The organism is Pseudomonas sp. GW822-FHT04C11, assembly GCF_058800905.1.
Genome location: NZ_JBXAMS010000018.1, coordinates 1 through 25,547, shown reverse-complemented (window position 1 = coordinate 25,547; position 25,547 = coordinate 1). Strand labels below are relative to the sequence as shown.

Annotated in this window: 21 protein-coding genes and 1 pseudogene; 10 read left to right on the top strand and 12 right to left on the bottom strand. The window is 59.8% G+C overall.

Going from position 1 to position 25,547, the window contains the following annotated elements:
• Nucleotides 1-283: 283 nt before the first annotated feature.
• A pseudogene (gene ltrA / locus AC1RJ3_RS24310) lies at nt 284-1,705 on the top strand (group II intron reverse transcriptase/maturase).
• A gap of 96 nt (nt 1,706-1,801) precedes the next feature.
• On the opposite strand, the gene AC1RJ3_RS24305 reads toward ltrA, so the two are convergent.
• The 5 genes from AC1RJ3_RS24305 to yrfG form a co-directional block, all read right to left on the bottom strand.
• Nucleotides 1,802-2,290: a glycine zipper domain-containing protein gene (locus tag AC1RJ3_RS24305; RefSeq protein ID WP_103318232.1), complete on the bottom strand. Its 489-nt coding sequence runs from the start codon at nt 2,288-2,290 to the stop codon at nt 1,802-1,804.
• A gap of 263 nt (nt 2,291-2,553) precedes the next feature.
• A complete protein-coding gene (locus tag AC1RJ3_RS24300; protein ID WP_054595111.1) occupies nt 2,554-4,902 on the bottom strand; it encodes an FdhF/YdeP family oxidoreductase in 2,349 nt (782 codons plus the stop codon).
• Entirely contained in the window at nt 4,899-5,738 is an 840-nt protein-coding gene (gene fdhD / locus AC1RJ3_RS24295; protein ID WP_054595112.1) for a formate dehydrogenase accessory sulfurtransferase FdhD, read from the bottom strand. Before fdhD ends, AC1RJ3_RS24300 begins: the two co-directional genes overlap by 4 nt.
• A gap of 94 nt (nt 5,739-5,832) precedes the next feature.
• Complete coding sequence (locus AC1RJ3_RS24290; RefSeq protein WP_493080929.1) at nt 5,833-6,720, bottom strand: LysR family transcriptional regulator; 888 nt, start codon at nt 6,718-6,720, stop codon at nt 5,833-5,835.
• 210 nt (nt 6,721-6,930) lie between these two features.
• On the bottom strand, nt 6,931-7,593 hold the full coding sequence (yrfG, locus tag AC1RJ3_RS24285) for a GMP/IMP nucleotidase (protein ID WP_347928608.1): 663 nt from the start codon (nt 7,591-7,593) through the stop codon (nt 6,931-6,933).
• 88 nt (nt 7,594-7,681) lie between these two features.
• Between yrfG and nudE the strand changes: the two genes are divergently transcribed.
• Both nudE and cysQ read left to right on the top strand, forming a co-directional pair.
• A complete protein-coding gene (gene nudE / locus AC1RJ3_RS24280) occupies nt 7,682-8,248 on the top strand; it encodes an ADP compounds hydrolase NudE (protein ID WP_054595115.1) in 567 nt (188 codons plus the stop codon).
• Entirely contained in the window at nt 8,245-9,081 is an 837-nt protein-coding gene (gene cysQ / locus AC1RJ3_RS24275) for a 3'(2'),5'-bisphosphate nucleotidase CysQ (protein WP_493080926.1), read from the top strand. Before nudE ends, cysQ begins: the two co-directional genes overlap by 4 nt.
• 184 nt (nt 9,082-9,265) lie before the next feature.
• On the opposite strand, the gene AC1RJ3_RS24270 is transcribed toward cysQ, so the two are convergent.
• The 6 genes from AC1RJ3_RS24270 to AC1RJ3_RS24245 form a co-directional block, all read right to left on the bottom strand.
• On the bottom strand, nt 9,266-9,721 hold the full coding sequence (locus AC1RJ3_RS24270) for a YiiD C-terminal domain-containing protein (protein ID WP_054595117.1): 456 nt from the start codon (nt 9,719-9,721) through the stop codon (nt 9,266-9,268).
• Nucleotides 9,722-9,771: 50 nt separating this feature from the next.
• Nucleotides 9,772-11,175: a sigma-54-dependent transcriptional regulator gene (locus AC1RJ3_RS24265; protein WP_493080924.1), complete on the bottom strand. Its 1,404-nt coding sequence runs from the start codon at nt 11,173-11,175 to the stop codon at nt 9,772-9,774.
• Nucleotides 11,172-12,980 carry a sensor histidine kinase gene (locus AC1RJ3_RS24260; protein WP_493080922.1) on the bottom strand — a complete coding sequence of 603 codons (1,809 nt, stop codon included), beginning with the start codon at nt 12,978-12,980 and terminating at the stop codon, nt 11,172-11,174. Before AC1RJ3_RS24260 ends, AC1RJ3_RS24265 begins: the two co-directional genes overlap by 4 nt.
• A gap of 91 nt (nt 12,981-13,071) precedes the next feature.
• Complete coding sequence (gene rfbC, locus AC1RJ3_RS24255; RefSeq protein ID WP_493080920.1) at nt 13,072-13,617, bottom strand: dTDP-4-dehydrorhamnose 3,5-epimerase; 546 nt, start codon at nt 13,615-13,617, stop codon at nt 13,072-13,074.
• Nucleotides 13,618-13,700: 83 nt separating this feature from the next.
• The gene (gene rfbB, locus AC1RJ3_RS24250; protein ID WP_493080918.1) at nt 13,701-14,783 is read right to left on the bottom strand and encodes a dTDP-glucose 4,6-dehydratase; all 1,083 of its coding nucleotides are present in this window, start codon (nt 14,781-14,783) and stop codon (nt 13,701-13,703) included.
• 498 nt (nt 14,784-15,281) lie between these two features.
• On the bottom strand, nt 15,282-16,430 hold the full coding sequence (locus AC1RJ3_RS24245) for a colicin E3/pyocin S6 family cytotoxin (RefSeq protein WP_493080916.1): 1,149 nt from the start codon (nt 16,428-16,430) through the stop codon (nt 15,282-15,284).
• Between the two features lie 216 nt (nt 16,431-16,646).
• On the opposite strand from AC1RJ3_RS24245, the gene AC1RJ3_RS24240 reads away from it, so the two are divergent.
• From AC1RJ3_RS24240 to AC1RJ3_RS24210, 7 genes are all read left to right on the top strand, one after another.
• On the top strand, nt 16,647-19,559 hold the full coding sequence (locus tag AC1RJ3_RS24240) for an aminotransferase (RefSeq protein WP_493080914.1): 2,913 nt from the start codon (nt 16,647-16,649) through the stop codon (nt 19,557-19,559).
• Nucleotides 19,560-19,771: 212 nt separating this feature from the next.
• Nucleotides 19,772-20,650, top strand: coding sequence for an N-carbamoylputrescine amidase (gene aguB / locus AC1RJ3_RS24235; protein WP_493080912.1), 879 nt, complete (start codon nt 19,772-19,774; stop codon nt 20,648-20,650).
• 5 nt (nt 20,651-20,655) lie between these two features.
• Entirely contained in the window at nt 20,656-21,762 is a 1,107-nt protein-coding gene (aguA, locus tag AC1RJ3_RS24230; protein WP_054595129.1) for an agmatine deiminase, read from the top strand.
• 247 nt (nt 21,763-22,009) lie between these two features.
• Nucleotides 22,010-22,210 carry a hypothetical protein gene (locus tag AC1RJ3_RS24225; RefSeq protein WP_054595130.1) on the top strand — a complete coding sequence of 67 codons (201 nt, stop codon included), beginning with the start codon at nt 22,010-22,012 and terminating at the stop codon, nt 22,208-22,210.
• Between the two features lie 213 nt (nt 22,211-22,423).
• Nucleotides 22,424-23,119, top strand: a complete 696-nt coding sequence (locus AC1RJ3_RS24220; RefSeq protein ID WP_347928617.1) for a DsbA family protein — start codon at nt 22,424-22,426, stop codon at nt 23,117-23,119.
• 25 nt (nt 23,120-23,144) lie between these two features.
• Entirely contained in the window at nt 23,145-23,540 is a 396-nt protein-coding gene (locus AC1RJ3_RS24215) for a nuclear transport factor 2 family protein (RefSeq protein ID WP_493080909.1), read from the top strand.
• Nucleotides 23,541-23,777: 237 nt separating this feature from the next.
• Nucleotides 23,778-25,064 carry an OprD family porin gene (locus AC1RJ3_RS24210; protein ID WP_347928619.1) on the top strand — a complete coding sequence of 429 codons (1,287 nt, stop codon included), beginning with the start codon at nt 23,778-23,780 and terminating at the stop codon, nt 25,062-25,064.
• 101 nt (nt 25,065-25,165) lie between these two features.
• Here AC1RJ3_RS24210 and AC1RJ3_RS24205 read toward each other — a convergent pair whose 3' ends face one another.
• Nucleotides 25,166-25,414, bottom strand: a complete 249-nt coding sequence (locus tag AC1RJ3_RS24205; protein ID WP_489111216.1) for a DUF3077 domain-containing protein — start codon at nt 25,412-25,414, stop codon at nt 25,166-25,168.
• Nucleotides 25,415-25,547 lie beyond the last annotated feature (133 nt).

Below are 25,547 nucleotides of genomic sequence, written 5' to 3'. Positions count from 1 at the left end.
CTGAAGGAAGCCCGAGGCAAAATGCTGGCCTGACGAACAGGAAGCGGATAGAGGCGGCGCAGCGGGGTAAGACGGCCTCAATCGTCAAAGCCCAATACTTGCACGGAACGCTGTGACGTAAATCCGACAGGCATAAGCAGGAAGGTCGCGCGAATTACCCTGGGAGATCTGCAGGTTTGCCACTGTGCTACCGAGCGTCGCGAGGCGACGGGATGGATCTGCAGAAGTCAGCCGAGGCCGTAGTAAGTGGCGAATCACCATGCCACCAAGGGCCGAACAGGTTATGCCGCCAGTAGGCGTCAGAGTCTCGTTGAATACCGAAATGCAGAAATTTCTCCCAGAGAAGACTGTTACTCCGAATCCCGGACAGAATCCGAGGATGACGGCTGACAGTGCACAGGTATCAGCGGCGTCCGTGACGTGGACGAACGCGGAGTCGGATACGCTGATGGCGCGGGTGCTTGCACCGGCCAACCTTAGGTGTGCGTATCAACGCGTGGTCAGCAACAAGGGCGCACCGGGTGCCGATGGCATGACGGTCGACGACTTGGCGAGCTACGTGAAACAGTATTGGCCGATCCTTAAGGCTCGGTTGCTGGCCGGCGAGTATCACCCGCAAGGTGTACGCGCCGTCGACATCCCCAAACCCAAAGGCGGCACAAGGCAGCTGGGCATTCCCGGCGTCGTGGACCGCTTGATCTAACAGGCACTGCTGCAACAGCTCACGCCGATCTTCGATCCGCTGTTCTCGGACTACAGCTACGGCTTTCGTCCGGGCAGAAGCGCCCACCAAGCAATCGAAACAGCCCGTGCCCATGTGGCGGCGGGTCACCGCTGGTGCGTGGAGCTCGATCTGGAGAAGTTCTTTGATCGGGTCAACCACGATGTGTTGATGGCTTATGTACAGCGTCATGTCGAAGACCGGCGGGTACTCACGCTGATCCGTCGTTACCTCCAGGCCGGAGTGATGTCGGGCGGGATCGCCAGCCGACGGCAGGAAGGGACGCCGCAAGGCGGCCCGCTCTCGCCGTTGCTGTCGAACATTCTGCTCAACGAACTCGACCGAGAGCTGGAGCGGCGGGGCCATCGCTTCGTGCGCTATGCCGACGATGCGAACATTTATGTGCGCAGTCGCCGTGCGGGCGAACGAGTGATGGTCAGCGTTGAGCGCTTCCTGAGCCAGCGTCTGAAACTGACGTTGAATCGGGAAAAGAGCCGCGTGGCACGGCCTTGGGTCTGTGATTATCTGGGCTATGGGATGAGCTGGCATCAACAGCCGAAGCTGAGAGTGGCGAGCATGAGCCTGCATCGCTTGCGCGACCGACTCAGGGAACTGCTGCGTCGGATACGGAGCCGTTCAATGAGATACATCATTGAGCATATAACCCCCGTGCTGCGTGGTTGGGCTGGCTACTTCAAGCTGAGTCAAAGTAAGCGGCCACTTGAGGCGCTGGACGGCTGGGTGCGTCACAAACTTCGTTGTGTCACCTGGCGTCAATGGAAGCGGCCCTCTACGAGGGCGCGCAACCTGATGCGCTTAGGGCTTGATGAGGCGCGGGCGTGGAAATCGGCCTTCAATGGCCGAGGCCCATGGTGGAACTCGGGAGCGCCACATATGAATCAGGCGCTGCCGAAGAAACTGTGGGATCGACTCGGGCTGGTCTCGATACTGGATACGATAAACCGGCTTAGCCGCATAACCTGAACCGCCGTATACGGAACCGTACGTACGGTGGTGTGAGAGGACGGCGGCTGTGAAGCCGCCTCCTACTCGATTCCGTTGCGTGACACTACTCGAGTATCAGTCGCGATAGTACCGGTGGTGATGCTTGCGATGGCCGTAGGCGTGGCCACGACCGCGGTGGTCATCGTCATCATCGCGGTAGTAACGGCGGCCACCACGGTCACGACCGCCACGGTCTTCGTCATAGCTGCTGTTGCCCATATGGTTACCCAGCGCACCGCCCACGCCACCGCCGGCGGCTGCGCCGATCAGGCTGCCTGTGGTGCCGCCCATGCTGCGGCCGACCACGTTACCGCCGGCTGCGCCGAGCGCACCACCGATGGCGGCTTCGCCACGGCTGTGTCTGTTGGCACCTACCGCACTACCGCCGGCGCCGCCCAGGGCTGCACCAATGGTCGAGCCGGTGCTGCCACCCAGCGATTGACCAACCACTGAGCCAAGTACCCCGCCCAATGCGCCGCCAACACCTGCCTCGGCGGTGCCACCGGCAGATGCGGCGCCACTGATCAGGCCAAGGGACAACAAGAGAATCGAGGAGAACTTCATGAGAGGAGCCTCAAAGGGATGACGGCGCGATCCTGAGGCTGTGTCGCGATGGTTACAATAGAAATCCGACGAGTAACACGACTTGTGCACAATTTGCTAAGTTATTGTTTTATAGACGGAACTTAATGGATTTTCGCGGGTCTTTAGCTACTTGCGACAGGCCGCTTTGATACAAAAGCGGCCTTTTTTGTGGGCGTTTGGAAAGTGTTCTGACACCGGGTCAGTGAGGTGAACATAGTCCTGTGGTGAGGTTTGACTTTGTCTCAGGCAGACTTTGCCATGATCAACCCGGTTTCGCTTGCTGCTTCCAAACGGATCGCCACGAACTTGGAGGTCGGTGTGTGGCTGCCATCACCGATGCTTTCCAGCGGCACCAACGGGTTCACTTCCGGGTAGTAGGCGGCGGCTTGTCCGGCGGGAATATCGAACGCCAGCAAGGTGAAGCCTTTGACGCGGCGCTCACGGCCGTCATCCCAGATCGATACGATATCGGCTTTCTGCCCCGGTTTGAAACCCAGGCGGATGATGTCGGCTTCGTTGACGAACAGCACGTCACGCTGGCCTTTGACCCCACGATAACGGTCGTCGAGACCGTAAATGGTGGTGTTGTACTGATCGTGAGAGCGCATTGATTGCATGATCAGGTCTGGTAACTGCCCGGTGGCGCGGGTGCGCTCGTGCACCAGATCAGCTGGCAGGATGTTCGGGCGGAAATTGGCGCGGCCCGACGGCGTGTGCCAGCGCCGGGCACGTGCGCTGTTGCCGAGATAAAAGCCGCCCGGGTTCTCGATTTTCTGGTTGAAGTCCTTGAAGCCCGGAATAGTGTCGGCAATCAGTTCGCGGATACGGCGGTAATCGGCCACCAGCCAATTCCAGTCGACAGGCGTGGTGCCCAAGGTTGCGGCAGCGATGCCGGCGATGATCGACGGCTCCGAGCGCATCTGTTTCGACAACGGCTGCAGTTGGCCGTTGGAGGCGTGAACCATGCTGAACGAATCTTCAACGGTCACCGCTTGCGCCCCTTCGGTTTGCAAGTCGATGTCGGTGCGCCCGAGGCACGGCAGGATCAGCGCCTCTTTACCGTGCGCCAGATGGCTGCGGTTGAGCTTGGTGCTGATTTGCACGGTGAGGTCGCAATTGCTCAGGGCCTGGAAGGTCCGTGGGCTGTCCGGCGTGGCTTGGGCAAAGTTGCCGCCCAGACCGATGAAGACTTTCGAGCGACCGTCGAGCATCGCGTGGATGGCCTCGACCACGTTGTGACCGTTTTCACGCGGCACCTTGAACTGGAAGCGGCGCTCCAGTGCATCGAGGAAGAACGCTGGCGGGCGTTCGTTGATGCCCATGGTTCGGTCGCCTTGCACGTTGCTGTGCCCGCGCACCGGGCACAGGCCCGCGCCCGGCCGACCGATGTTGCCGCGCAGCAGCATCAGGTTGGCGATTTCCTGGATGGTCGGTACCGAGTGCCGGTGCTGGGTAATGCCCATGGCCCAACACATGATCACGTTCTTGCCTTTGGCGTACATGCGCGCCGCTTGCTCGATCTCCTCCAGAGTCAGCCCGGACTGCTCGACGATCTGCTCCCATGAGGTGTCGTCGATCTCGCCCAGGTAGTCGAGCACGCTGACGGTGTGTTCGTTGAGGAAGTCGTGGTCGAACACCGATGGCGCGTCGGTTTGCTGCGCCTCGCGTTCCCATTGCAGCAGGAACTTGGCCATGCCGCGCAGCAGCGCCATGTCGCCGCCCAACGCTGGGCGGAAGTACGCGGTGTTGGTCGGCTTGTCACCGTTGGTGAGCATTTCGATCGGGTGCTGTGGGTGCTGGAAACGCTCCAGGCCACGCTCTTTGAGCGGGTTGATGCACACCACCTGAGCGCCGCGCTTCACTGCTTCGCGCAGAGGTTCGAGCATCCGTGGATGGTTGGTGCCGGGGTTCTGGCCCCAGACGAAAATCGCGTCCGCGTGTTCGAAGTCGTCGAAGGTCACGCTGCCTTTGCCGACACCGACACTCTGCGCCATGGCCACACCGCTGGCCTCGTGGCACATGTTTGAACAGTCGGGGAAGTTATTGGTGCCGAACGCACGGACGAACAGCTGATAGAGATACGCCGCTTCGTTGCTGGCGCGGCCCGACGTGTAGAACTCGGCCTGATTCGGACTCGGCAGGTTCTGCAGGTGTTTACCGATCAGCGCGAAGGCTGCTTCCCAGCTGATGGGAGTGTAGCGGTCGGTTTCGGCGTTGTAGCTCATCGGCTCGGTCAACCGGCCCTGGTATTCGAGCCAGTAGTCACTTTGTTCCAGCAGCGAGCTGACGCTGTGCTTGGCGAAGAACGCGGCATCGACCCGGCGCTTGGTGGCTTCCCAGTTGACCGCCTTGGCGCCGTTCTCGCAGAACATCACCATGCCCTTTTCCGGAGAATCGCCCCAGGCACAACCGGGGCAGTCGAAGCCGCCGTTCTGGTTGGTCTTGAGCATTATGCGGAGGTTTTTCAGCGCGTTATCACTGGTCAACCAGGCCTGGGCGACGCTGATCAGCGCGCCCCAGCCACCGGCTGGGCCTTTGTAGGGTTTGTAGCGGGGGACGGGTTTCTGGTCGGCTTGACGATGTTGACTCACGCTTGGTTCTCCGTCGCAGGGCTGTAGACCCGCGGCGCACTTTTTTGCGGCAGGTGGATAAGATTGAGGTTGTGCCGGCGTGCCCATTGCACGGCCAGGCCGGTGGGCGACGACAGGCTGACCAGGGTCTGGATGCCGGCGCGCAGCACTTTCTGGATCAGTTCGAGGCTGCAACGGCTGGTGACTATCACCAGTCCACCTGCCATCGGGATGTTCTGGCGGATCAGCGCGCCAATCAGCTTGTCGAGCGCGTTGTGCCGGCCGATGTCTTCACGGCCCAGTAGCAACTCGCCCTGGTTGTTCATGAACACAGCGGCGTGCACTGCGCCGCTGTATTGGCCCAATGGCTGGAATTCACCGATGCGCTGGCGCAGGCCTTCAAGCCATTGTGCGGGCGGTAAGGGGGCACCGGGCAATACGTTGAGTTGCGGCAAGGCTTGCTCTACCGCTTCGACGCCACAGAGTCCACAACCGCTGGTACCGGCCAGTTGCCGGCGCTGCTGCTTGAGGTTCCAGAACGCGCGGCTGGAAATACTGACCTGCGCGTACTGCGCCGAACCGGACCCGCTGAGTTGCAGGTCATAGAGGTCGGACACGTCACTGATGATCCCGCTACCCAGGCTGAAACCGACGATGAAGTCTTCCAGGTCACTCGGTGTCACCAGCATCACCGCCTGGCTGATGCCGTTGTAGGCGATTGCCAACGCCACTTCCTCAGCGAGCGCGGTGCTGGCTGATTCGCTATGGTCGAGGTTGCAATACTGATAGTTCTGACTGGCGGCTGGCGTGGGCATTTCGACGGCGGGCGCCCCGCAAACCGGACGCTTGGCTTTCATGGGGCAATACCGGCGGTTTATCCAGCCTTAAGCCTAGGCGCGTCAATGTGTCACGTCTAATCGCTATTACTGATCTACCGATAGATGGCGTCGATCAAGAGTTCGTAAGTGATTTCTGATAGTACGCGAAACACGCTTCAGCCAATGCCGAGCGCGGTGTACCGCGGCGCATGATCAGCCCCAGCCGGCCAAGGGTTTGCGCATTTTCAATCGGTTGCAGGCGCAAATGCTCGGTCAGTGTTTCGAGCCCGCCTTCCAGTGGCATCACTGCGCAACACAGGCCACCGTGCACAGCTTGCAACAATTGATGGACCGCGTCGGTCTGTAACAACGGCTGCGGGCTGAGACCACGGCTGTGGAAGTTGTGGTCGATGGACTGGCGAAAGTGCATGCCGCTGGTGAGCATGCCCAAGGGCAGCTCGATCAGAGCCTCCCAGCTCAAGGGCTTTTCACCGAAGCTGAAAAAGCGCTGGTCGTAGAGCAGGCCCATGCGGGTTTCGCTGAAGGCCAATGAATCGAAGCACTCGCTGTCGAGGCGCTCGAGATAGGACACGCCGAGGTCCAGGCGATTGTTCGCCAAGTGTTCGAGGATTTGCTCCGAGCTCAAGGCCGAGAGTTCGAAACGCAGGTTCGGGTGTTCGGCGTGCAGTTTCTGCATCAGTGGCAGCGGATCAAAACTCGACAGCGGCACGACGCCCAGGCGCAAGGTGCCGACCAGGTTGCCGCGACAGGCTGCGGCCTCGGCCTGCAAGCCGTCACAGGCGGCCAGCACGGTGCGCGCCCAGGCCAGCACCCGCTCGCCCGGTGCGGTGAAACCTTCGAAGCGCTGGCCACGATTGACCAACGGCAGATCGAGTTCTTCTTCAAGGCTGCGCAAGCGCATCGACAGAGTAGGCTGAGTGATGTGGCAGCGCGCTGCGGCTTGGCCGAAGTGTCGGGTTTCGTCGAGGGCGATGAGGAATTTCAGCTGTTTGATGTCCATCGTCGCTCCGTGGCGCAGGCAAAGGGCGCGATTCTAGCGCTTGTGCCGAAGTTGAGTCATTGGTCGGGCACTGTGGATTTCTAGACCGTGTGATGGCCATCGCGAGCAAGCTTTGCTCCTACAGACGATTACGCGATCACACGATTACACGATTACGCGATCACACGGTCCGTAGGAGCAAGGCTTGCCCGCGATGCAGGCGACTCGATCTCAGAGGCCTGCAAGGAGATCCCGATAATCCCCGACGGCTGCAAATTCCGCAGTGTCTTTCGGTTCTTTTCGGCTGTCCGGCTGGCTCACGGCCAACAGATGCGCCACGCCAAATTCCCGGGCGCTGCGCAGGATCGGTAATGTGTCGTCGATGAACAGGCTGCGGCGTGGGTCGAAGTCGATGTCTGCGTGCAAGGCGTCCCAGAATTGCGGGTTTTCCTTGGCGAAACCGTAATCGTGGGAGCTGATCAACCGCTCGAAGTAGGGCGCCAGTTCGACTTTTTCCAGCTTCAGCGACAATGAGTCACGGTGGGCGTTGGTGATCAGGATCACGCGCTTTCCGGCCTGCTTGATCGCTGCCAGAAAGGTATCGGCGTCCGGTCGCAATGCGATCAGATGGGCGGTCTCGAGTTTCAACTCGCGCACCGGCAGCTTCAGCTCAGCGCTCCAGAAGTCCAGGCAATACCACTGCAGCTGACCGGCGTTGCGCTCGAACAACGGCTGCAATTCCAGCTCGGCCATGGCCCGACTGACACCATGCAGCTCGGCATAACGCTTGGGCAGGTGTTCCATCCAGAAATGGTTGTCGTAGTGCAGGTCCAGCAGCGTGCCGTCCATATCCAGCAGAACGGTATCAATGTCGCGCCAGGGCAGTGATGGCATTGAAAACTTCTCCAGCGGTAAAAAGATATCCGACATAAACAATCAAGAAAGCCGCGTTATAGTACCGCGTTCACGCCAAGGAGCCGCCATGCGCCAGAAACCCGAAGTATTAGCCCGCGAGATCGTCGCCACCACCCGCTTGTTCTGCGTTGAAGAGGTGCAGTTGCGCTTTTCCAATGGCGTCGAGCGCACCTATGAGCGATTGGTCGGCAAGGGCGCGGGGTATGGCGCAGTAATGATCGTGGCGATGCTCGATTCCGACCACGCGGTGCTGGTTGAAGAATACTGCGGCGGAACCGATGCCTATGAACTGTCGTTGCCCAAGGGCTTGATCGAACCTGGCGAGGATGTGTTGGCAGCGGCCGAGCGTGAGCTCAAGGAAGAGGCCGGTTTTGGCGCCCGGCAACTGGAGCATCTGACCGAGCTGTCGCTGTCGCCCGGTTATATGAGCCAGAAAATTCAGGTGGTGTTGGCGACTGATTTGTACGAAGAAAGCCTTGAAGGCGATGAGCCAGAGCCGATGCGTGTGGACCGGGTCAATCTGCGAGAGCTCGCGGCGCTGGCGCAGAACCCGCAGTTCACCGAAGGCCGCGCCTTGGCGGCGTTGTACCTGGCCCGTGATTTATTGACCCAGCGTGGAGTGTTTCAACCGTGAGTGATTTCCCCCAGGTTCATCCTTTGCTGGCCCCCGTGGTCGAGTTGGCGTTGAAGGCCGGCGAGGTCATCCTGCCGTTCTGGCGCACAGGCACGGACGTGACCACCAAGGCTGACGATTCTCCGGTCACCGCCGCCGATCTCGCCGCTCATCATCTGATTCTGGCCGGGCTGACAGCACTTGATCCGAGCATCCCGGTGCTCTCGGAAGAAGACGCCGACATTGCGCAATCGGTGCGCGCCGGTTGGCAGCGCTGGTGGTTGGTCGACCCGTTGGATGGCACCAAGGAGTTCATTTCCGGCAGTGAAGAGTTCACCGTCAACATCGCGCTGATCGAACAGGGACGTGTGGTGTTTGGCGTAGTGTCGATGCCGACCAATGGCCGCTGCTACTTCGGTGGCGCCGGACTTGGGGCCTGGCGTGCCGACAAGGATGCTACGCCGCTGCCGATTCAGGTCCGTGACGTACTGCCTGCTGGCGAAGCGTTCACCGTGGTCGCCAGTCGTCGACATTCAAGCCCTGAGCAGGAGCGCTTGCTCGCTGGCTTGAGTGCCAGTCTGGGTGAGCTGCAACTGGCCAATATCGGCAGTTCGCTGAAGTTTTGCCTGCTGGCCGAAGGCGCGGCGGATTGTTACCCGCGTTTGGCACCAACCTCCCAGTGGGATACGGCTGCCGCACAAGGCGTGCTCGAAGGTGCGGGTGGCGAGGTGCTGGAGTTGAGCGGTGAGCCGTTCAGCTATCCGGCGCGAGAGTCGTTGCGCAATGCGTTTTTCCTGGCGCTGCCGGCCAAAGCCGCGTGGCGCGAGAAGCTGCTGGAACTGGCTCGCTCCTGAGCACACCGCAGCCTTGTGGCGAGGGGGCTTGCCCCCGTTCGGCTGCGCAGCAGTCGCAATACAGTCAATGGGGTTTAACGGATACCGTTCGGTGTCTGGGCTCGGGGTCGCTTCGCGCCCCAACGGGGGCAAGCCCCCTCACCACAAGTTTTGCGTAAACTTTGGCTGACCTCCTGCAAAGGGACTACCGATGCAGCACATACTGCCCGGTAAACGTCACCGCATCCTCATCGCTATCGACGTTGACGACCCGTGTATGCAACGCCAACCGCGCTCGGCCGTAGCGTTGGTACATCGCCAAAAACTTCCTCCACACCGCCGCACTTGGCGCCATGCAAATGGCAATGGCATCGCCAGTGACCGGCAGCGGATAGCTGATCTGACCTTCCTGAATCACGATGTGCCCGCCCTCGACGCCTTCTTCGCGCAGGCGCAAATGCAGCCAGCCCCAACCCGCCAACACCGCGCCACAGTACAAACTACCGCCAAACATGGTGCTCTTGTGATTGACGTTGGCCGCCAGCGGCAAGTGCAGGCGTAATTGCCGGTCGTGCCAGTCGAGTACCTTGAGGCCCATATCCCGGGTGAGGGGAATGTCGCGATGGAGGACGGATTCCAGATGACGACTGTCGCGGTTCATGCACGGGCCTCGCAGTGTGGGACGCTTGGGTGAAGGTTAGTCGGCATGGCTCAATCGAGCTCGTCGGCATTGCTGTTGGTGCCAGCGCCATCGGCGAAGTTCAAGCCGTGTTTGCGCAGTTTGTCATGCAGGGTTTTGCGTGGAATACCCAGCGCTTCGGCGACGCTGCGCAGTGAGCTGTGAGTGCGCGCCAGTTCGGCGGCGATCAGGTTCTTTTCAAAGCTTTCCACCTGCTCGCTCAGATTGCCGCCGAGCACTGCACTGTGCGGCGCAGCACTGCCATCCGGAGCGCCGTTGTCCAGCGCCAGTTCCAGGCCCAGCGCGAAACGTTCGGCGGCGTTTTGCAGTTCACGGACATTGCCAGGCCAGGTATGGCGCAACAGCAGGGCTCGTTGTCCGGGTTGCAGTTCGTGGGGCGGCAGACCGTGGCGCTCGCTGGCCTCGTTGGCGAAGTGCTGGAACAGCATCAGCGCGTCTTCGCCGCGTTCGCGTAGCGGCGGAATACGCAGCGGCGCGACGTTCAGGCGGTAGTACAAGTCCGCACGAAACCGCCCCTGATCCGCCGATTGGCGCAGGTCTTCCTTGGTTGCGGCGATGATCCGGATGTCCAGCGGGATCAGTTGATTGCCGCCCAAACGCTCGACCACCCGCTCTTGCAACAAGCGCAGCAGTTTGACCTGAACGTCCAGGCTCATGCTCTCGATTTCATCGAGGAACAGCGTGCCGCCGTTGGCGAATTCGAATTTGCCGATCCGGCGTTTTTGCGCGCCGGTGAAGGCGCCGGGTTCGTGACCGAACAATTCGCTTTCGACCACCGATTCGGCCAGCGCCCCGGCGTTGATCGCCACAAACGGGCCATTGCGGCGGTTCGACAGGTCGTGCAGGGCGCGGGCCACGACTTCCTTGCCGGCACCGGTTTCACCGAGGATCAGCACGTCGGCCTTGGTGGGTGCCAAGGCGCCGATCTGTTCGCGCAGTCGCAGCATCGGCGCCGATTGTCCGACCAGTCGCGTGCTCAGTTCATTACGGTCGCTCAGGGCCAGGCGCAGGCTGCGGTTATCCAGCACCAGTTGGCGCAGGGCCAGGGCGCGGCGCACGCTGTCGAGCAACGCATCACTGGCGAACGGCTTTTCGAGGAAGTCATAAGCACCGGCACGCATCGCTTGCACCGCCAGCGGCACGTCGCCGTGGCCGGTGATCAGCAACACCGGCAGCTCCGGGTCCTGGGCGTGCAACTCGTTCAACAGTTCGAGGCCGTCCATGCCCGGCATGCGGATGTCGCTGACCACCACGCCCGGCCAGTCGCGCTCAAGGCGCGAGGAGAGGCCCTTGGCTTCGGCCAATGGGAGGATTTTCAGGCCGGCGAGGTCCAGGGTCTGGCTCAGGGCCTGACGCAGATGCGGATCGTCGTCGATCAGCACCACTTGAATCCGATTGTCGATCAGGTTGCTCATTCACTGCGGTCCTCGGACGGTTGCAGACTTACACCGGGTGCGCCGGCGCGTAACCGCAGGGTGATCAGGGCGCCGCCTTCCTTGTGGTTGGCGAACGACAGTTCACCGCCGAAGGCGCGCATCAGCGTGTCGCAAATGGCCAGCCCCAATCCAAGGCCCTGAGTGCGGGTCTTGGTGGTGTAGAACGGTTCGCCGGCGCGGCCGAGGGCTTCCATGCAGAACCCCGGGCCGTTATCGCGAATGTACAGGTTGACGCCATCGGCAGTGGATTCGGCACTCAACCAGAGTCTACGGGGCGGGCCTTTTTCGGTCAGGGCATCAAGGGCGTTGGCCAACAGGTTGCCGAGCACCTGGCGCAGACGGGTTTCGCCGGCCTCGACCCATAGCGTGGCGGCCGGCAGGTCACGGATCAGCTCGACTTCCATGCTCCGCCGCCGCTTGGCCAGCAATGCCAGCGCATCGTCCAGCGCCGGTTGCAGCGCAACGCTTTCCGGAGCGTGACGGTCGCGGCGGGCGAAGGCGCGCAGATGGGCGATGATCGAGGCCATGCGCCCGGTCAGTTCGCTGATCAGTTTCAGGTTGCCGCGGGCGTCGTCGGTGCGCTGATGGTCGAGCAGCACTTCGGCGTTTTCCGCGTAGCTGCGAATCGCCGCCAGCGGTTGATTGAGCTCATGGCTGATACTCGCCGACATCGTGCCCAGCGCTGAAAGTTTGCCGGCCTGGACCAGATCATCCTGGGCGCGCACCAGTTCCTGTTGCGCCTGTTCGCGCTCCAGCACTTCCTGCTTGAGACGGCGGTTGAGGCCTTCGAGGTCGCTGGTTCTTTCGGCGACGCGCGCTTCGAGTTCGCGGCGGGTCTTGGCTTCGAATGCGATGCGCTGCAAGTAGTGGCGACGGCGCTGCATCATCAGGCCGAGCAACAACATCAACACCAACAACGTCGCGCCACCGATGGCCACCACGGTGCGCACCGGGCGGTCGATCAGGGTCCTGGGCGCGAGGATGCTGACGCTCCAGCCGGTTTCTTCGATCTGCTGAGTCTGGATCAGCCAAGCGTCCGGGTTGAGGTTCAGCGGTTGCGGATCACGGGTCGGGTAGGGCTGGACGGCAGAGATCGCGTGGCGTTCTTCGTCAGTCAGCGGTCGGGTCGCCCTGAAGCGCCACTCCGGGCGTGAGGTGATGATGACCACCCCGTTGTGATCGGTCAGCAGCAGTTGCTCGGGGGTTTTACCCCAAAGGCTTTCAGTGTGGTCGAGGTCGACCTTGACCACCAGCACACCGATGATCTGCTCGCCATCGCGCACGGCTCCGGCAAAGAAATAACCGCGTTTGGCCGACGTCGTGCCCAGGCCGAAAAAGCGCCCGAGGCGGCCTTGCATGGCTTCGCTGAAATACGGTCGGAAGGCAAAGTTACGCCCGACAAAACTATCGTGTTTGTCCCAGTTGGACGCCGCCAGGGTCTTGCCGTGGGTGTCCATCAGGTACATGACTTCGGCGCCAGTCTGGGCGCGGATGTCCTTGAGCAGGCGATTGGCGTTGTCGGTGGCCTGCGGCTCATATGGCGCGGCGAGAACGGCACGTAGGGCCGGTAGATCACCGAGGATCTGCGGCAAGACTTCATAGCGGTGCAGGGTCCCCAGCAGGTTGGCGACGTAGAGGTCCAGCGTCTGGCGGTTTTGTCCAACCAGCTCGCTGCGGTAATAACGCTCGGCCAGGTGCTGCAGTGGCCACAACAACGGCGCCAGGCACAGGGCGAGCAGCGCCAGGCTGCGCCAGCGGGGTCTGCGGGGGAGTGTTGGGGTCATAAGCATCGGGCGCCTGAAGGTACAGGCGCATTATGCCTAGGCTTGTTCGGCAAGACACTCGCGCAACGCGAGACATCAGCCGCTGATTGGCTCAGGCGAAAACGTCGGCGTCCTTGAGCAGTTTGCCTGCCTGATCCTTGGCCGACAGCTGCGGCGCTTCGCTGAGTTGCCAGTCGATGCCCAGCGATGGGTCATCCCAGCGAATGCAGCGCTCGGCCGATGGGGTGTAGTAGTCGGTGGTTTTGTAGAGGAACTCGGCGTAGTCACTCATTACTGCAAAGCCGTGGGCGAAACCTTCCGGCACCCAGAGTTGACGGTTGTTTTCAGCCGACAGACGTACGGCGACCGACTTTCCAAAGTGAGGTGAACTGCGGCGGATGTCCACTGCCACGTCGAGCACTTCACCGGCGATGACACGCACCAGTTTTCCCTGGGTATTTTCCAGTTGGTAGTGCAAACCACGCAATACACCCTTTTGCGAGCGGGAGTGGTTGTCCTGTACGAATATTGCTTTCAGACCAGTCGCGGCCTCGAAAGCTTTGGCGTTGAAGCTTTCGTAAAAGAAGCCGCGCTCGTCACCAAATACCTTCGGCTCGATGATCAGAACACCGGGCAGGTCGGTGGTGACTACATTCATGGGGGGTTCTCCAGCAATCGTGAATTTGTGGTGATGGACGACATTCTTACTCAAAGCCGTGGTCGGCGCGAGGGATGCCGCGTTCAGGCGATCAGATCTTTGAAGTCACTGTTGCCCAGACGTTCACCTTGATAACTACCGTCTTGAACCCGTCGGCACCAGTCTAGGTTATCGAGGTACCACTGCACGGTTTTACGCAGGCCACTGGCGAAAGTTTCTTCGGGAACCCAACCCAGCTCGCGTTCGATTTTGCTGGCGTCGATGGCGTAACGCTGGTCGTGGCCGGGGCGATCCTGGACAAAAGTGATCAGGTCGGCGAAGTGCGCGACGCCTTCAGGTTTTTGCGGCGCCAACTCCTCCAGCAGGCTGCAGATGCTGCGGACTACGTCGATGTTTTTCTGTTCATTGTGGCCGCCGATGTTGTACGTCTCACCGACCACACCGTTGGTCACCACGGTGAGCAGTGCGCGGGCATGATCCTCGACGAACAGCCAATCACGCACTTGCAGGCCGTTGCCGTACACCGGAAGTGGCTTACCGGCGAGGGCGTTGAGGATCACCAGCGGAATGAGTTTCTCGGGGAAGTGGAACGGCCCGTAATTGTTCGAGCAATTGGTCAGCAGCACCGGCAAGCCATAGGTGCGTTGCCAGGCGCGGACCAGATGGTCGGACGCCGCCTTGCTGGCGGAGTACGGCGAGCTCGGCGCATAGGGTGTGGTTTCGGTGAACAGGTCATCGACGCCATGCAGGTCGCCATACACCTCGTCGGTCGAAATGTGGTGAAAGCGAAAGGCGCTTTTCTCAGGCTCCGCCAAGCTGTTCCAGTAGGCGCGAGTGGCTTCCAGCAGGCTGTAGGTACCGACAATGTTGGTCTGGATGAAGTCCGACGGGCCGTCGATGGAGCGGTCTACATGGGACTCTGCGGCCAGGTGCATGATCGCGTGCGGCTGGAACCGCGCCAGTACCGCACTGACGGTGGCCTGGTCGACGATATCGGCCTGCACGAATTCATAGCGGGTGTTGGTGGCGATACTGCTCAGTGACTCTAGATTGCCGGCGTAGGTCAGCTTGTCCAGGTTGAGCACTTCATGTTCAGTGTGGCGGATCAGGTGGCGAATCAGCGCCGAGCCGATGAAGCCGGCACCGCCGGTGATGAGAATGCGCATGTGGAGTTGCCTTTTCCGTCGAACGATTATGCGTATGGATCATAGCTTGTCGGCAGGAGGGGGGCGGCACAAGAGGGGTGTTGGTCGGATTTTGGTTTTTGTGGAGTTTTGTTGAGCTGCGGGAGGGGGGGGCGGACAAACCATGTTCTTGCGATCGCTGTAGCATTCGTGTAGGAGCAAGGCTTGCCCGCGATGGCGGCCTGGCATGTTGCGGACTTTTTTGTCTGAGAATGCAATTCGGCGCATAGGGGATATTCTTTCCATAGGTTAATTCAGCTCAAGCGAAGCTGGTTAAAAAAAGCTCCAGATCTCTGGGTAGCCTTATTGAGCAGGCTTTCTCTATGTCACAAATTTGTTGCTCGGTGAGTAGGTAGTCAAAGGCGCACTCATTGGGATGGCGCCACCCCATAATCGGCATTAGTTCTGTTGCAGTAAGAGGAAGCTCCTTCTCAAGGGTTGGAAAGTCTTCATCGTGTGGAACACCCATTAGCATGTGCTTCATGGTTCTACCCATCTTGTTGGATCAGCATCTTTCGTTTGTTCGCCTGTCACATGGTTGAACTCACCGAGGTGTTTTCCTCGCTTCGTATATTTTTCTACGGCTTTACTTTCTGAGTCCCATTCGTAAATTTTCCCCTCAGGATCCTTCCAGCGGGCACGTTTGCCGCCCCCTCCTCGAATAGGAGTTTTGGGTTTTGCCCATATGGTGTTGGGAAATGCGGGCAGAAATGTAGGTTTGGAGTGGTACTTGTGATCAGGGTCTACAAGGCCGCTTCTCCGACCGCTCACCACCACATAAAGCGGCCTAACCCCCGAATCCGCAGGGAATACCAGGATGAAATCCTGATACTCCGGTGGATAAATCGGGTTCACCAGAATGCTGTTGCTCGCCTCGGTGGGCGGGTAGACCCAGAGGGTCGGTGCTTGCGGGGCGGCTTCCAGTGCGGGGATGCCGAGGGTATCGGCGGGGTCGATGGCCGGGGTCCAGATCAGCTCGAGACCTTCACCGAATACGGCGACCTGTTGCGCCCCGCGTGCCTGGAACTGGATCACCGGAATCCGTTGCCATTCGGCGTTGTTGCCGGTGTAGAAGCCGTAACCCATGAGGGTGCCGTCAGCCTGTTGCTCGACGCGCAGGCGCACCCGTGAGTTGGCGTGTTCAAGCGAGCGCAGTTGCTCTTCGCTATAGAGGGCGCTGTCGCCCAGTTCGGAGGGCCAGAGCAGGGCGACCAGACCGGTTAGCAAGCCGGCAGCAACAGTGCCGCCGACTGCTGTGACAGCACTGACCGATGACCCGCCCAGAGCAAGGCCGCCAAGGCCGATTGGCAATGCACTGCCACTGATTTTCTTGAGCTGCACGGCGCCAGGACTGTCGGTCTCTCGCCCGCCCAGCAGGGCGAAGTTTCCGTAATCCTTCAACGAATCCAGCGGCACGAAACCGGACGGATTGGCGTAATTGATGATGCCGTCCGGCAACTTGCAGGATTTGGCGAAAACGCAGCCCAGCGGTTTGTTGGGGGCGGGATCAGCGGGTCGATTCACCGGCAAATCGGCAATCGGCGGATACAGGTTGGGTGATGGCGGCGGCTGCAAAATACGGCGGCGCAGCTGTTCTTTGTACGTCAGCGGGTATGAGCGTTCTGGCATGTGCGGCGGGCTTCCCTGTCCATGGGAGGCAGCCTAGGGGCGTGAGAACGCGTCGAACATTCCTCGGGTTCGACACGTTTCGTGGGAAAGTTCACCTCTGTGTGGCGTGGCTTGAAGCCTCCCGCCGTTATCCATCACTGACCGGTATAAGGGGGTTGCGTATCGCGGTCAGCAGTGGCGATATAGGCGCCTTATAAAAATTCCAGGGGTCGTTGTATGTCGCTCGCCACGTTGATTCATCGTGCCAGTCTGCCCAGCCCGCAAGTCACCGTGCAGCAAGCGCTGGAGCTGTTGCGCGAGCACTACGGCCTGAGCGGGACGTTGCAGTCGCTGGGCAGCCAGCAGGATCTCAACTACCGGCTCGACAGCGACCAGGGCCGTTTCGTCTTGAAAATCTGCCGGGGTGACTACGCGGCGCTGGAGCTGCACGCCCAGCACGCGGCACTCAAACACCTGGGCTCGCAGCCGGGTTTGCATGTGCCACGGGCGATTCCGGCGAAAAACGGCGAGGACCTGCTGACCCTGGAGCTGGCTGGGCAAGCACTGCACGTGCGTTTGCTCGACTACATCGAAGGTCAATCGCTGACCCACCTCAAGCACCTTGGCCATGAACTGGTTGCCGGCCTCGGCCAACTCTGTGGCGAAATGGATCTGGCGCTAGCCGGGTTCGAGCATCCGGGGCTTGAGCGTGCCTTGCAGTGGGATGCCCGGCACGCCAATGCGTTGATCAATCACCTGCTGCCGGTGATCAGCGATGAGCGGCAACGAACATTGATCGCCGAGGCCGCGCAACAGGCCGAGCGGCGTTTGCAGCCGCTGATGGTGAAGTTGCCGGTGCAGGCGATTCACATGGACATCACCGATGACAATGTGGTCTGGAAACGGGATAAGCAGCGTCACTGGCGGTTGCAGGGCGTCATCGATTTTGGCGATCTGATTCGTACCTGGCGCATTACCGATCTGTCGGTGACCTGCGCTGCGCTGCTGCACCATGCCGATGGCGATCCACTGTGCATTTTGCCGGCGGTGCAGGCTTATCACGCGGTCAATCCGCTGAAGCACGAAGAGTTGCTGGCGCTGTGGCCGCTGATCGTCGCGCGTGCAGCGGTGCTGGTGCTCAGCGGTGAGCAACAGATCAGCATCGATCCGCAGAACCAATACAGTCGCGATAATCTGAACCACGAGTGGGAGATTTTCCGCGTTGCGACTTCAGTGCCATTTGAACTGATGGAAGCGGCGATTTTGATAGCGGTCGGCCAGTCGTTGCCGGCAATTGCCAGTCAGGGTTTTGCGCCATTGCTGCCGAGCCTGGTCGGCCGCGAGTTTGCCTTGATCGACCTCGGTGTCTTGAGCCCGCATTTCGAAGCGGGCAACTGGGAGCAGGACGGCATCGATCAACGTCTGTTGGTCGAAGCGGCGGCAGCCCATGGTTTGGCGGCCAGTCGTTACGGGCAATACCGTTTATCGCAGACGCGTCCGGACAGTGCCGTCGAGCCGGACACGTGCCCGCTGCACGTTGACTTGCAGGTGCCACAGGGCACAACGGTTGAAGCACCCTTTGCCGGTGTCGTGCACCTGAGCGCCGACGGCCACGTGCAACTGGACAGCGCACAATTGAGTGTGCGCCTGTGGGGTGTCCATCCCTCGCTGCACACCGGTGCGGCCGTGCTCAAAGGGCAGGTGCTGGGTGAAGTCAGCGGAGCGTTGCGGGTTCAGCTCAGCCGTGGCGCGGAACTGAATCCACCACTGTTTTGCTCACCGTCCCGCGCATCTGCCTGGCAGGCGTTGTGCCCATCGCCCGCGGCGTTGTTGGGGCTGGCTTGCGACGCAGAGGCCGAACTTGATCCGCATACTTTGTTGGAACGCCGCGATGCGAGTTTTGCCCGCTCGCAAAAACACTATTACGTCGATCCGCCGCGCATCGAGCGGGGCTGGCGCAATCATCTGATCGACATGCAGGGCCGCTCCTACCTGGACATGCTCAACAACGTTGCGGTGCTCGGTCACGGTCACCCGCGCATGGCCGCCGAGGCCAGCCGTCAGTGGTCGTTGCTCAACACCAACTCGCGTTTCCACTATGCGGCTATCGCTGAGTTCTCCGAGCGTTTGCTGGCACTGGCGCCGGACTCGATGGATCGGGTGTTTCTGGTCAACAGCGGTACCGAGGCCAATGACCTGGCGATTCGTCTGGCGTGGGCCTACAGCGGCGGTCGCGACATGCTCAGCGTGCTTGAGGCGTATCACGGCTGGTCGGTGGCCGCCGATGCGGTGTCGACTTCAATTGCAGATAACCCCAAGGCTCTCAGCAGTCGTCCGGACTGGGTGCACCCGGTGACGGCGCCGAACACCTATCGTGGCGAGTTCCGTGGCCTCGACAGCGCGCCGGATTACGTGCGCAGCGTCGAACACAACCTGGCGAAGATTGCCGAGCAGAAGCGACAACTGGCCGGTTTTATCTGCGAGCCGGTGTACGGCAACGCCGGTGGAATCTCTCTGCCACCGGGTTACCTGAAACAGGTGTATGCGCTGGTCCGTGCCCAAGGTGGCGTGTGCATCGCCGATGAAGTGCAGGTCGGCTACGGTCGCATGGGCAAGTTCTTCTGGGGCTTTGAAGAGCAGGGCGTAGTGCCGGACATCATCACCATGGCCAAAGGTATGGGCAACGGCCAGCCATTGGGCGCGGTCATTACCCGTCGCGAAATCGCCGAGGCGCTGGAGGCAGAAGGCTATTTCTTCTCGTCGGCAGGCGGCAGCCCGGTCAGTTGCCGCATCGGCATGGCGGTGCTGGATGTGATGAAGGAAGAGAAACTCTGGGAAAACGCCCGGATCGTTGGCGGGTATTTCAAGGAGCGGCTTGAGGCGTTGATCGAGCGCCATCCTTTGGTGGGCGCGGTGCATGGCTCCGGTTTCTATCTGGGCGTGGAGTTGATTCGCAACCGCGAAACCCTGGAACCGGCCACGGAAGAAACCACGGCGTTGTGCGACCGCTTGCGCGAATTGGGCATTTTCATGCAGCCGACCGGCGATTACTTGAACATTCTCAAGATCAAACCACCGATGGTGACCACGCGACACAGTGTGGATTTCTTTGTCGATACCTTGTCGAAGGTGCTGGACGAAGGCCTCTAAACACACTTCCACGGGATTGCGATAAGTTCGATTGATATCGGGATTTAAAGGGTTATTTTCGACTTCGTGATTATATATCGCTTTAAAAGCCGATTTTTATCGGTTATAAAGTCGCCTAACGCAACGGCGTAGATCACTGCGCCTGGCCGTTCCCATTTCTGTCATCGGTCGATGCCACAATCGACCCTCTGAACCCGCCCGGGAGATGATTCATGAGCCGTATCGTTACCGTCGCCGCTACCCAGATGGCTTGTTCCTGGGACCTTGAAGCCAACATCGAGACCGCTGAGAAGCTGGTCCGTGAGGCCGCAGCCAAAGGCGCACAGATCATCCTGATCCAGGAACTGTTCGAGACCCCGTACTTCTGCCAGAAGCCGAACCCGGATTACCTGCAGCTGGCCACTTCAGTTGAAGACAACGTGGCCATCAAGCATTTCCAGAAAGTCGCCAAAGAACTGCAAGTCGTGCTGCCGATCAGCTTCTTCGAACTGGCGGGTCGCGCACGTTTCAACAGCATCGCGATCATCGATGCCGATGGCAGCAACCTCGGGATTTATCGTAAAAGCCACATCCCGGACGGTCCTGGCTACCATGAAAAGTACTACTTCAACCCGGGCGATACCGGCTTCAAAGTCTGGAACACCCGTTACGCGAAAATCGGCGTGGGCATCTGCTGGGATCAGTGGTTCCCGGAATGCGCCCGCAGCATGGCGTTGCAAGGCGCGGAAATCCTGTTCTACCCAACCGCCATCGGCAGCGAACCGCACGACAAGAGCATTTCGTCCCGCGACCACTGGCAGCGCGTCCAACAAGGCCATGCCGGCGCCAACCTGATGCCGCTGATCGCCAGCAACCGTATCGGCAATGAAGAGCAGGACGGCTACGACATCACCTTCTACGGCTCCTCGTTCATCGCCAACCAGTTCGGCGAGAAAGTCCTGGAGCTCAACGAAACCGAAGAAGGCGTACTGGTTCAGAGCTTCGACCTCGACGAACTGGAGCACATCCGTAGCGCCTGGGGTTCGTTCCGTGATCGTCGTCCAAACCTGTACGGCGCAATCAAAACCCTCGACGGTTCCCTGGAGTCCTGATCACTATGACTACTTTGCACAGCACGCCTCGCGCTGACGGTTTTTACATGCCCGCCGAGTGGGCAACCCAAACCCAGACCTGGATGGTCTGGCCGGAGCGCCCGGACAACTGGCGCCTGGGTGGCAAGCCGGCGCAAGCCGCTCACGTTGCGGTGGCCAAGGCCATCGCACGTTTTGAACCGGTGACCGTTGCCGTCTCGGCGGCCCAGTACGAAAACGCCCGTGCGCGTCTGGACGTGCCGAATATCCGCCTCGTCGAGATGTCCAGCGACGACGCTTGGGTCCGTGACACCGGCCCGACCTTCGTCATCAATAACAGCGGCGAAGTCCGTGGTGTCGACTGGGACTTCAACGCCTGGGGCGGCTTTGATGGCGGTCTGTATTCGCCGTGGAATCGTGACTCGCAAGTGGCCGGCAAGATCCTCGAGATCGAGCGCAGCCCACGTTACCGCACCGAGGGTTTCGTGCTCGAAGGCGGTTCGATTCACGTCGATGGCGAAGGCACGCTGATCACCACTGAAGAATGCCTGTTGAATCGTAATCGCAATCCGCACATGAGCCGTGCCGACATCGAAGCGGTGCTGAGCGCACAATTGGCTGTGGATAAAATCATCTGGCTGCCGGACGGTTTGTTCAACGACGAAACCGACGGTCATGTCGATAACTTCTGCTGCTATGTGCGTCCCGGTGAAGTGCTGTTGGCCTGGACCGACGATCCGCAGGATCCGAACTACCCGCGTTGCCAGGCTGCAATGAAGGTCTTGCAAAGCACCAAGGACGCCAAGGGCCGCCCATTTAAGGTGCACAAAATGCCGATTCCGGGGCCGCTTTACGCGACCGAGGAAGAGTGCGCCGGTGTCGACCCGGTAGACGGTACTCAGGAGCGTAACCCTTCTGTGCGCCTGGCCGGTTCCTACGTGAACTTCCTGATCGTCAACGGCGGCATCATTGCGCCGAGCTTTGACGATCCGCTGGACGCGCAAGCCAAGGAAATCCTCCAGAACCTGTTCCCGCAGCACGAAGTGGTGATGGTGCCGGGGCGTGAACTGTTACTGGGTGGCGGTAACATCCATTGCCTTACCCAACAACAGCCGGCACCGCACAAAGGTTGAGTGAAGTTGTAACAATCGGTGGCGCTGGATTGATCCGCGTTTTATCCGGTTCATGTGAGTGACCCCTTATCTAACCCGCAGCTCCTATGGACTGCGGGTTTTTTTATATCCACATGCTGGCCTGGCAGGCACTTTGGCATAGCTCTTGTATCTGTCTGAGAGCAATTCTCGGGAATGTAGAACCGCGTTGTTCTGTCATAAACCTTGGATAAGTTAGCCGCTCACGAACCAGGAGAGAGCGCCGGAAATGAATATGGTCAGCGAGCGGACATCGCATCCCTTGGCAATGAATGGCGAATCGCTTCAGGTGCTGGCGCAATGGTTGAAATCCAACGGAACGCGACAGGTCAGAGAACCTGACCCGCGCAGGATGATGATCGAGCGTTATCCCGCTGGTTTATTCAGTGAGGCAGAACTTGAAGCCTTGTGGGATGTGATTGAAGGATAGAAAGCAAAGGATTGGTAAAGCGCTGCCCGGATGGCAGCGCTTTTTTTTTTGCCCTTGGAAAAGCGGGTTCAGGTTTGGTCCAGCCTGTCGTAGCCCAAACACACCATTTGACCGATCTGCGAAACAGACTAAAAGCCATTACGGCGTTTTTCCCTCTCCGTCATAGGAATAGTCTGCCGGCATCGAATTCCTACGACTTTGCTGGAGCTTTCCATGTCTACCGCGACCCTTCATTACATCTACGACCCACTGTGCGGCTGGTGCTACGGCGCCAAACCATTGGTGCAAGCGGCGCAGGCTGTTTTGCCGGTGATCGCCCATGGCGGCGGCATGATGACCGGCGCCAACCGGCAGACTGTTTCACCTCAACTGCGTGATTACGTGATGCCTCACGACCGACGCATCGCCGAATACACCGGGCAGCCATTTGGTGAGGCGTATTTCGAAGGCCTGTTGCGCGATCACACTGCCGTGTTTGATTCCGCGCCACCGATTGCTGCCGTGCTGGCCGCTGAACAACTCGCCGGACGTGGGCTGGAACTGCTGGGGCGTTTGCAGAGCGCGCACTACGTGGAAGGTCGGCGGATTGCCGATGAAGCGGTGTTGCTGGAACTCGCTGCATCGATTGGCCTGGAAGCTGAGTCCTTCAAGCGCGAGTTCAAGGACGCACTGGCGAACGAAACCCAAGACCACATCAAGAAAAGCCGCGCACTGTTGGCGCAGGTTGGTGGCCAGGGCTTCCCGACCTTGGTGCTGGAGCAGGACGATCAATTCACCGTGGTCGACATCAGTCCATGGCTCGGTAAGCCTGAAGCATTTGCGGCCTGGTTGAGCCAATCAGTCGTCGCCCATCCGAACGAATCCACTTCCCCGGTTCAAGCCTGTGGCCTGGACGGTTGTGCTCACTGATCTCATCGACTACGCGGAGCGACCCATGGATAACCTGAGCCTGATCAAAAGTACTTACGAAGGTGCCAACTCCCAGGAGAATGCACGCAACACTGCTGCAGCGTTGGCCGCCGATGCGCAATGGACTGAAGCGGCTGGGTTTCCCTATGCGGGGACCTACGTCGGTTTTGACGCCATCGTCGAAAATGTCTTCAAGCGTCTGGGCACTGAATGGGACGATTTTCAGTTCAAGGTCGAGAGCTATGTCGCGCAGGGCGACAAGGTATTCGCCTATGGAAATTACAGCGGAATCTACAAGGCCACGGGTCGTCCGATGAACGCTCGTGTCGCGCATTTGTGGACTCTGGCGAACGGAAAAGTCACCCATTTCGAGCAGTTTGTGGACAGCCACACGGTGCAATTGGCGATTGCCGAGCAGTAAGTTCTTAGACAATTTTCGCCTAATTACAGAAGATTCACGAAATTGACACATGCTTAAGGGCACGGCTAGGATTCGCCCCAACGCCTGTGGCCAACCGCCACGACTCCAAAAAATAATAAGGGCCTGCCTCGCTTTTGCGTGGGCGGGCCTTTTTGTTTTGGAGTGAAAAAAGAGCGCAATAGCAGCCATTTCAGCCAGCGGTCACAGCGCGTATCAACCCGTAATAAGGAAAATAACATGTTGAATAAGCGGATCGGTCTGATCGCTCTGGGGATTTTTAGCGCCACTCAAGCCATGGCTAACGACCAGGCGGAGTCCAAAGGTTTTGTTGAAGACAGCAGCCTGAAAGTGCTGTTGCGCAACGCCTACATCAATCGTGATTACAAGAACGGTAAAGAAGACAAGGCCGAGTGGGGCCAAGCTGCCATTGGCACCTTCTCCTCGGGTTTCACCCAAGGCACCGTGGGTGTCGGCGTTGATGCCTTCGGTCTGTACGCCCTGCGCCTCGATGGCGGCAAGGGTCGTAGTGGCGCCGGCGGTATCGACTTCTTCAAGCAAGGCGACAGCGGCGAAGCTGCCGATGACTTGGCCAAGGCTGGCGCGGCGGTAAAATTCCGCCTGTCCAACACCGTGCTGACCTATGGCGACCAGATGCCGGAGCTGCCGGTGCTGAACTACGACAACTCGCGCCTGCTGCCTGAAAGCTACACCGGCACCTTGATCACCTCCAAGGAGATCAAAGGCCTGGAGCTGAACGCTGGCCGTTTCACCGCCGAATCGCGCAAGAGCGCCGAAGGTCGTGACAGCGGTGGCCTGAAATCGATCAACGTCTTGGGCGGTCGCTACCAGTTCACGGAACAATTCAAAGGTGCGTTCTACGCGTCCAACGTAGAAGACGTTCTGAAGAAACAGTACGTGAACCTGAACTACGTGTTCCCGCTGGCCACCGATCAGTCCCTGACCTTCGACTTCAACGGCTACCAGACAAAGCTGGACAAGTCCTACGCCCTTGATAACAAAACCGAAGGCCAGGACAACAAAATCTGGAGCCTGGCAGCGACCTACGTCACTGGCCCGCACTCGTTCACCCTCGCGCACCAGCGCAGCACCGGTGACAGCAACCTCGGCTACCCGTACGGCGGCTACCAGAACGATGGCAGTCGTTTCGGTGACGGTGGCAACACCATCTACCTCGCCAACTCCTACTGGTCCGACTTCAACGCTGAAGACGAACGCAGCTGGCAGCTAGGCTACGGCCTCGACTTCGGCGCTTTCGGCGTTCCAGGCCTGACCTACAACGTGGCATACGTGCGTGGCGACAACATCACCACCGCCACCAGCACCGGCGGTACCGAGCGCGAAATCTTCAACCAGTTCAAGTACGTGGTCCAAAGCGGCCCGGCCAAAGACCTGAGCGTGAAAGTGCGCAGCTCGGTCCTGCGCGTGTCGCAGAAATCCAGCGACTACAACGTCAGCGGCAACGAAGTCCGTGTGTTCGTGGATTACCCGATCAACATCTTCTGATGATCGGATGCGTGGTTGAGGCCTGATACAAGGCCGAAATGAGAAAGCCCCGACTGGTTCGGGGCTTTTTCTTGCGTGCGTATCAGGTTCAGACAGCGACGTTACTGGCTGCGGTTGTTACCTGGCGCGGCCAACACCTTCACCACGTCATCGATCACCGCCTTACTCATCTCCTGCAAATAGTGCGACACCCAGGCATAGCGGTCCGTATTGCGCTCCATCGCCGCGTCTTCGGCCAGCAGTTTGGAGAGGTGGAGCAAGTCGGAAACGTGGGACAGGGCTTCGCGGATCGGGACGCCGCTGTTGACGCGGAAGAGGGGTTGGTCGGAGTGGATGGAGAAGGGCCGCAAGCGTGGCGAATTGGAAGCTTTGGTCGGGGGAGTTTTAGTGAAAAACCTGGCGACGAGGGGGTGTCAGAAATTTTGTGTTCGGGCATAACATGAGTAAGAGGTGCATGTATGCCAACCAAAAAGAAACCTGCGT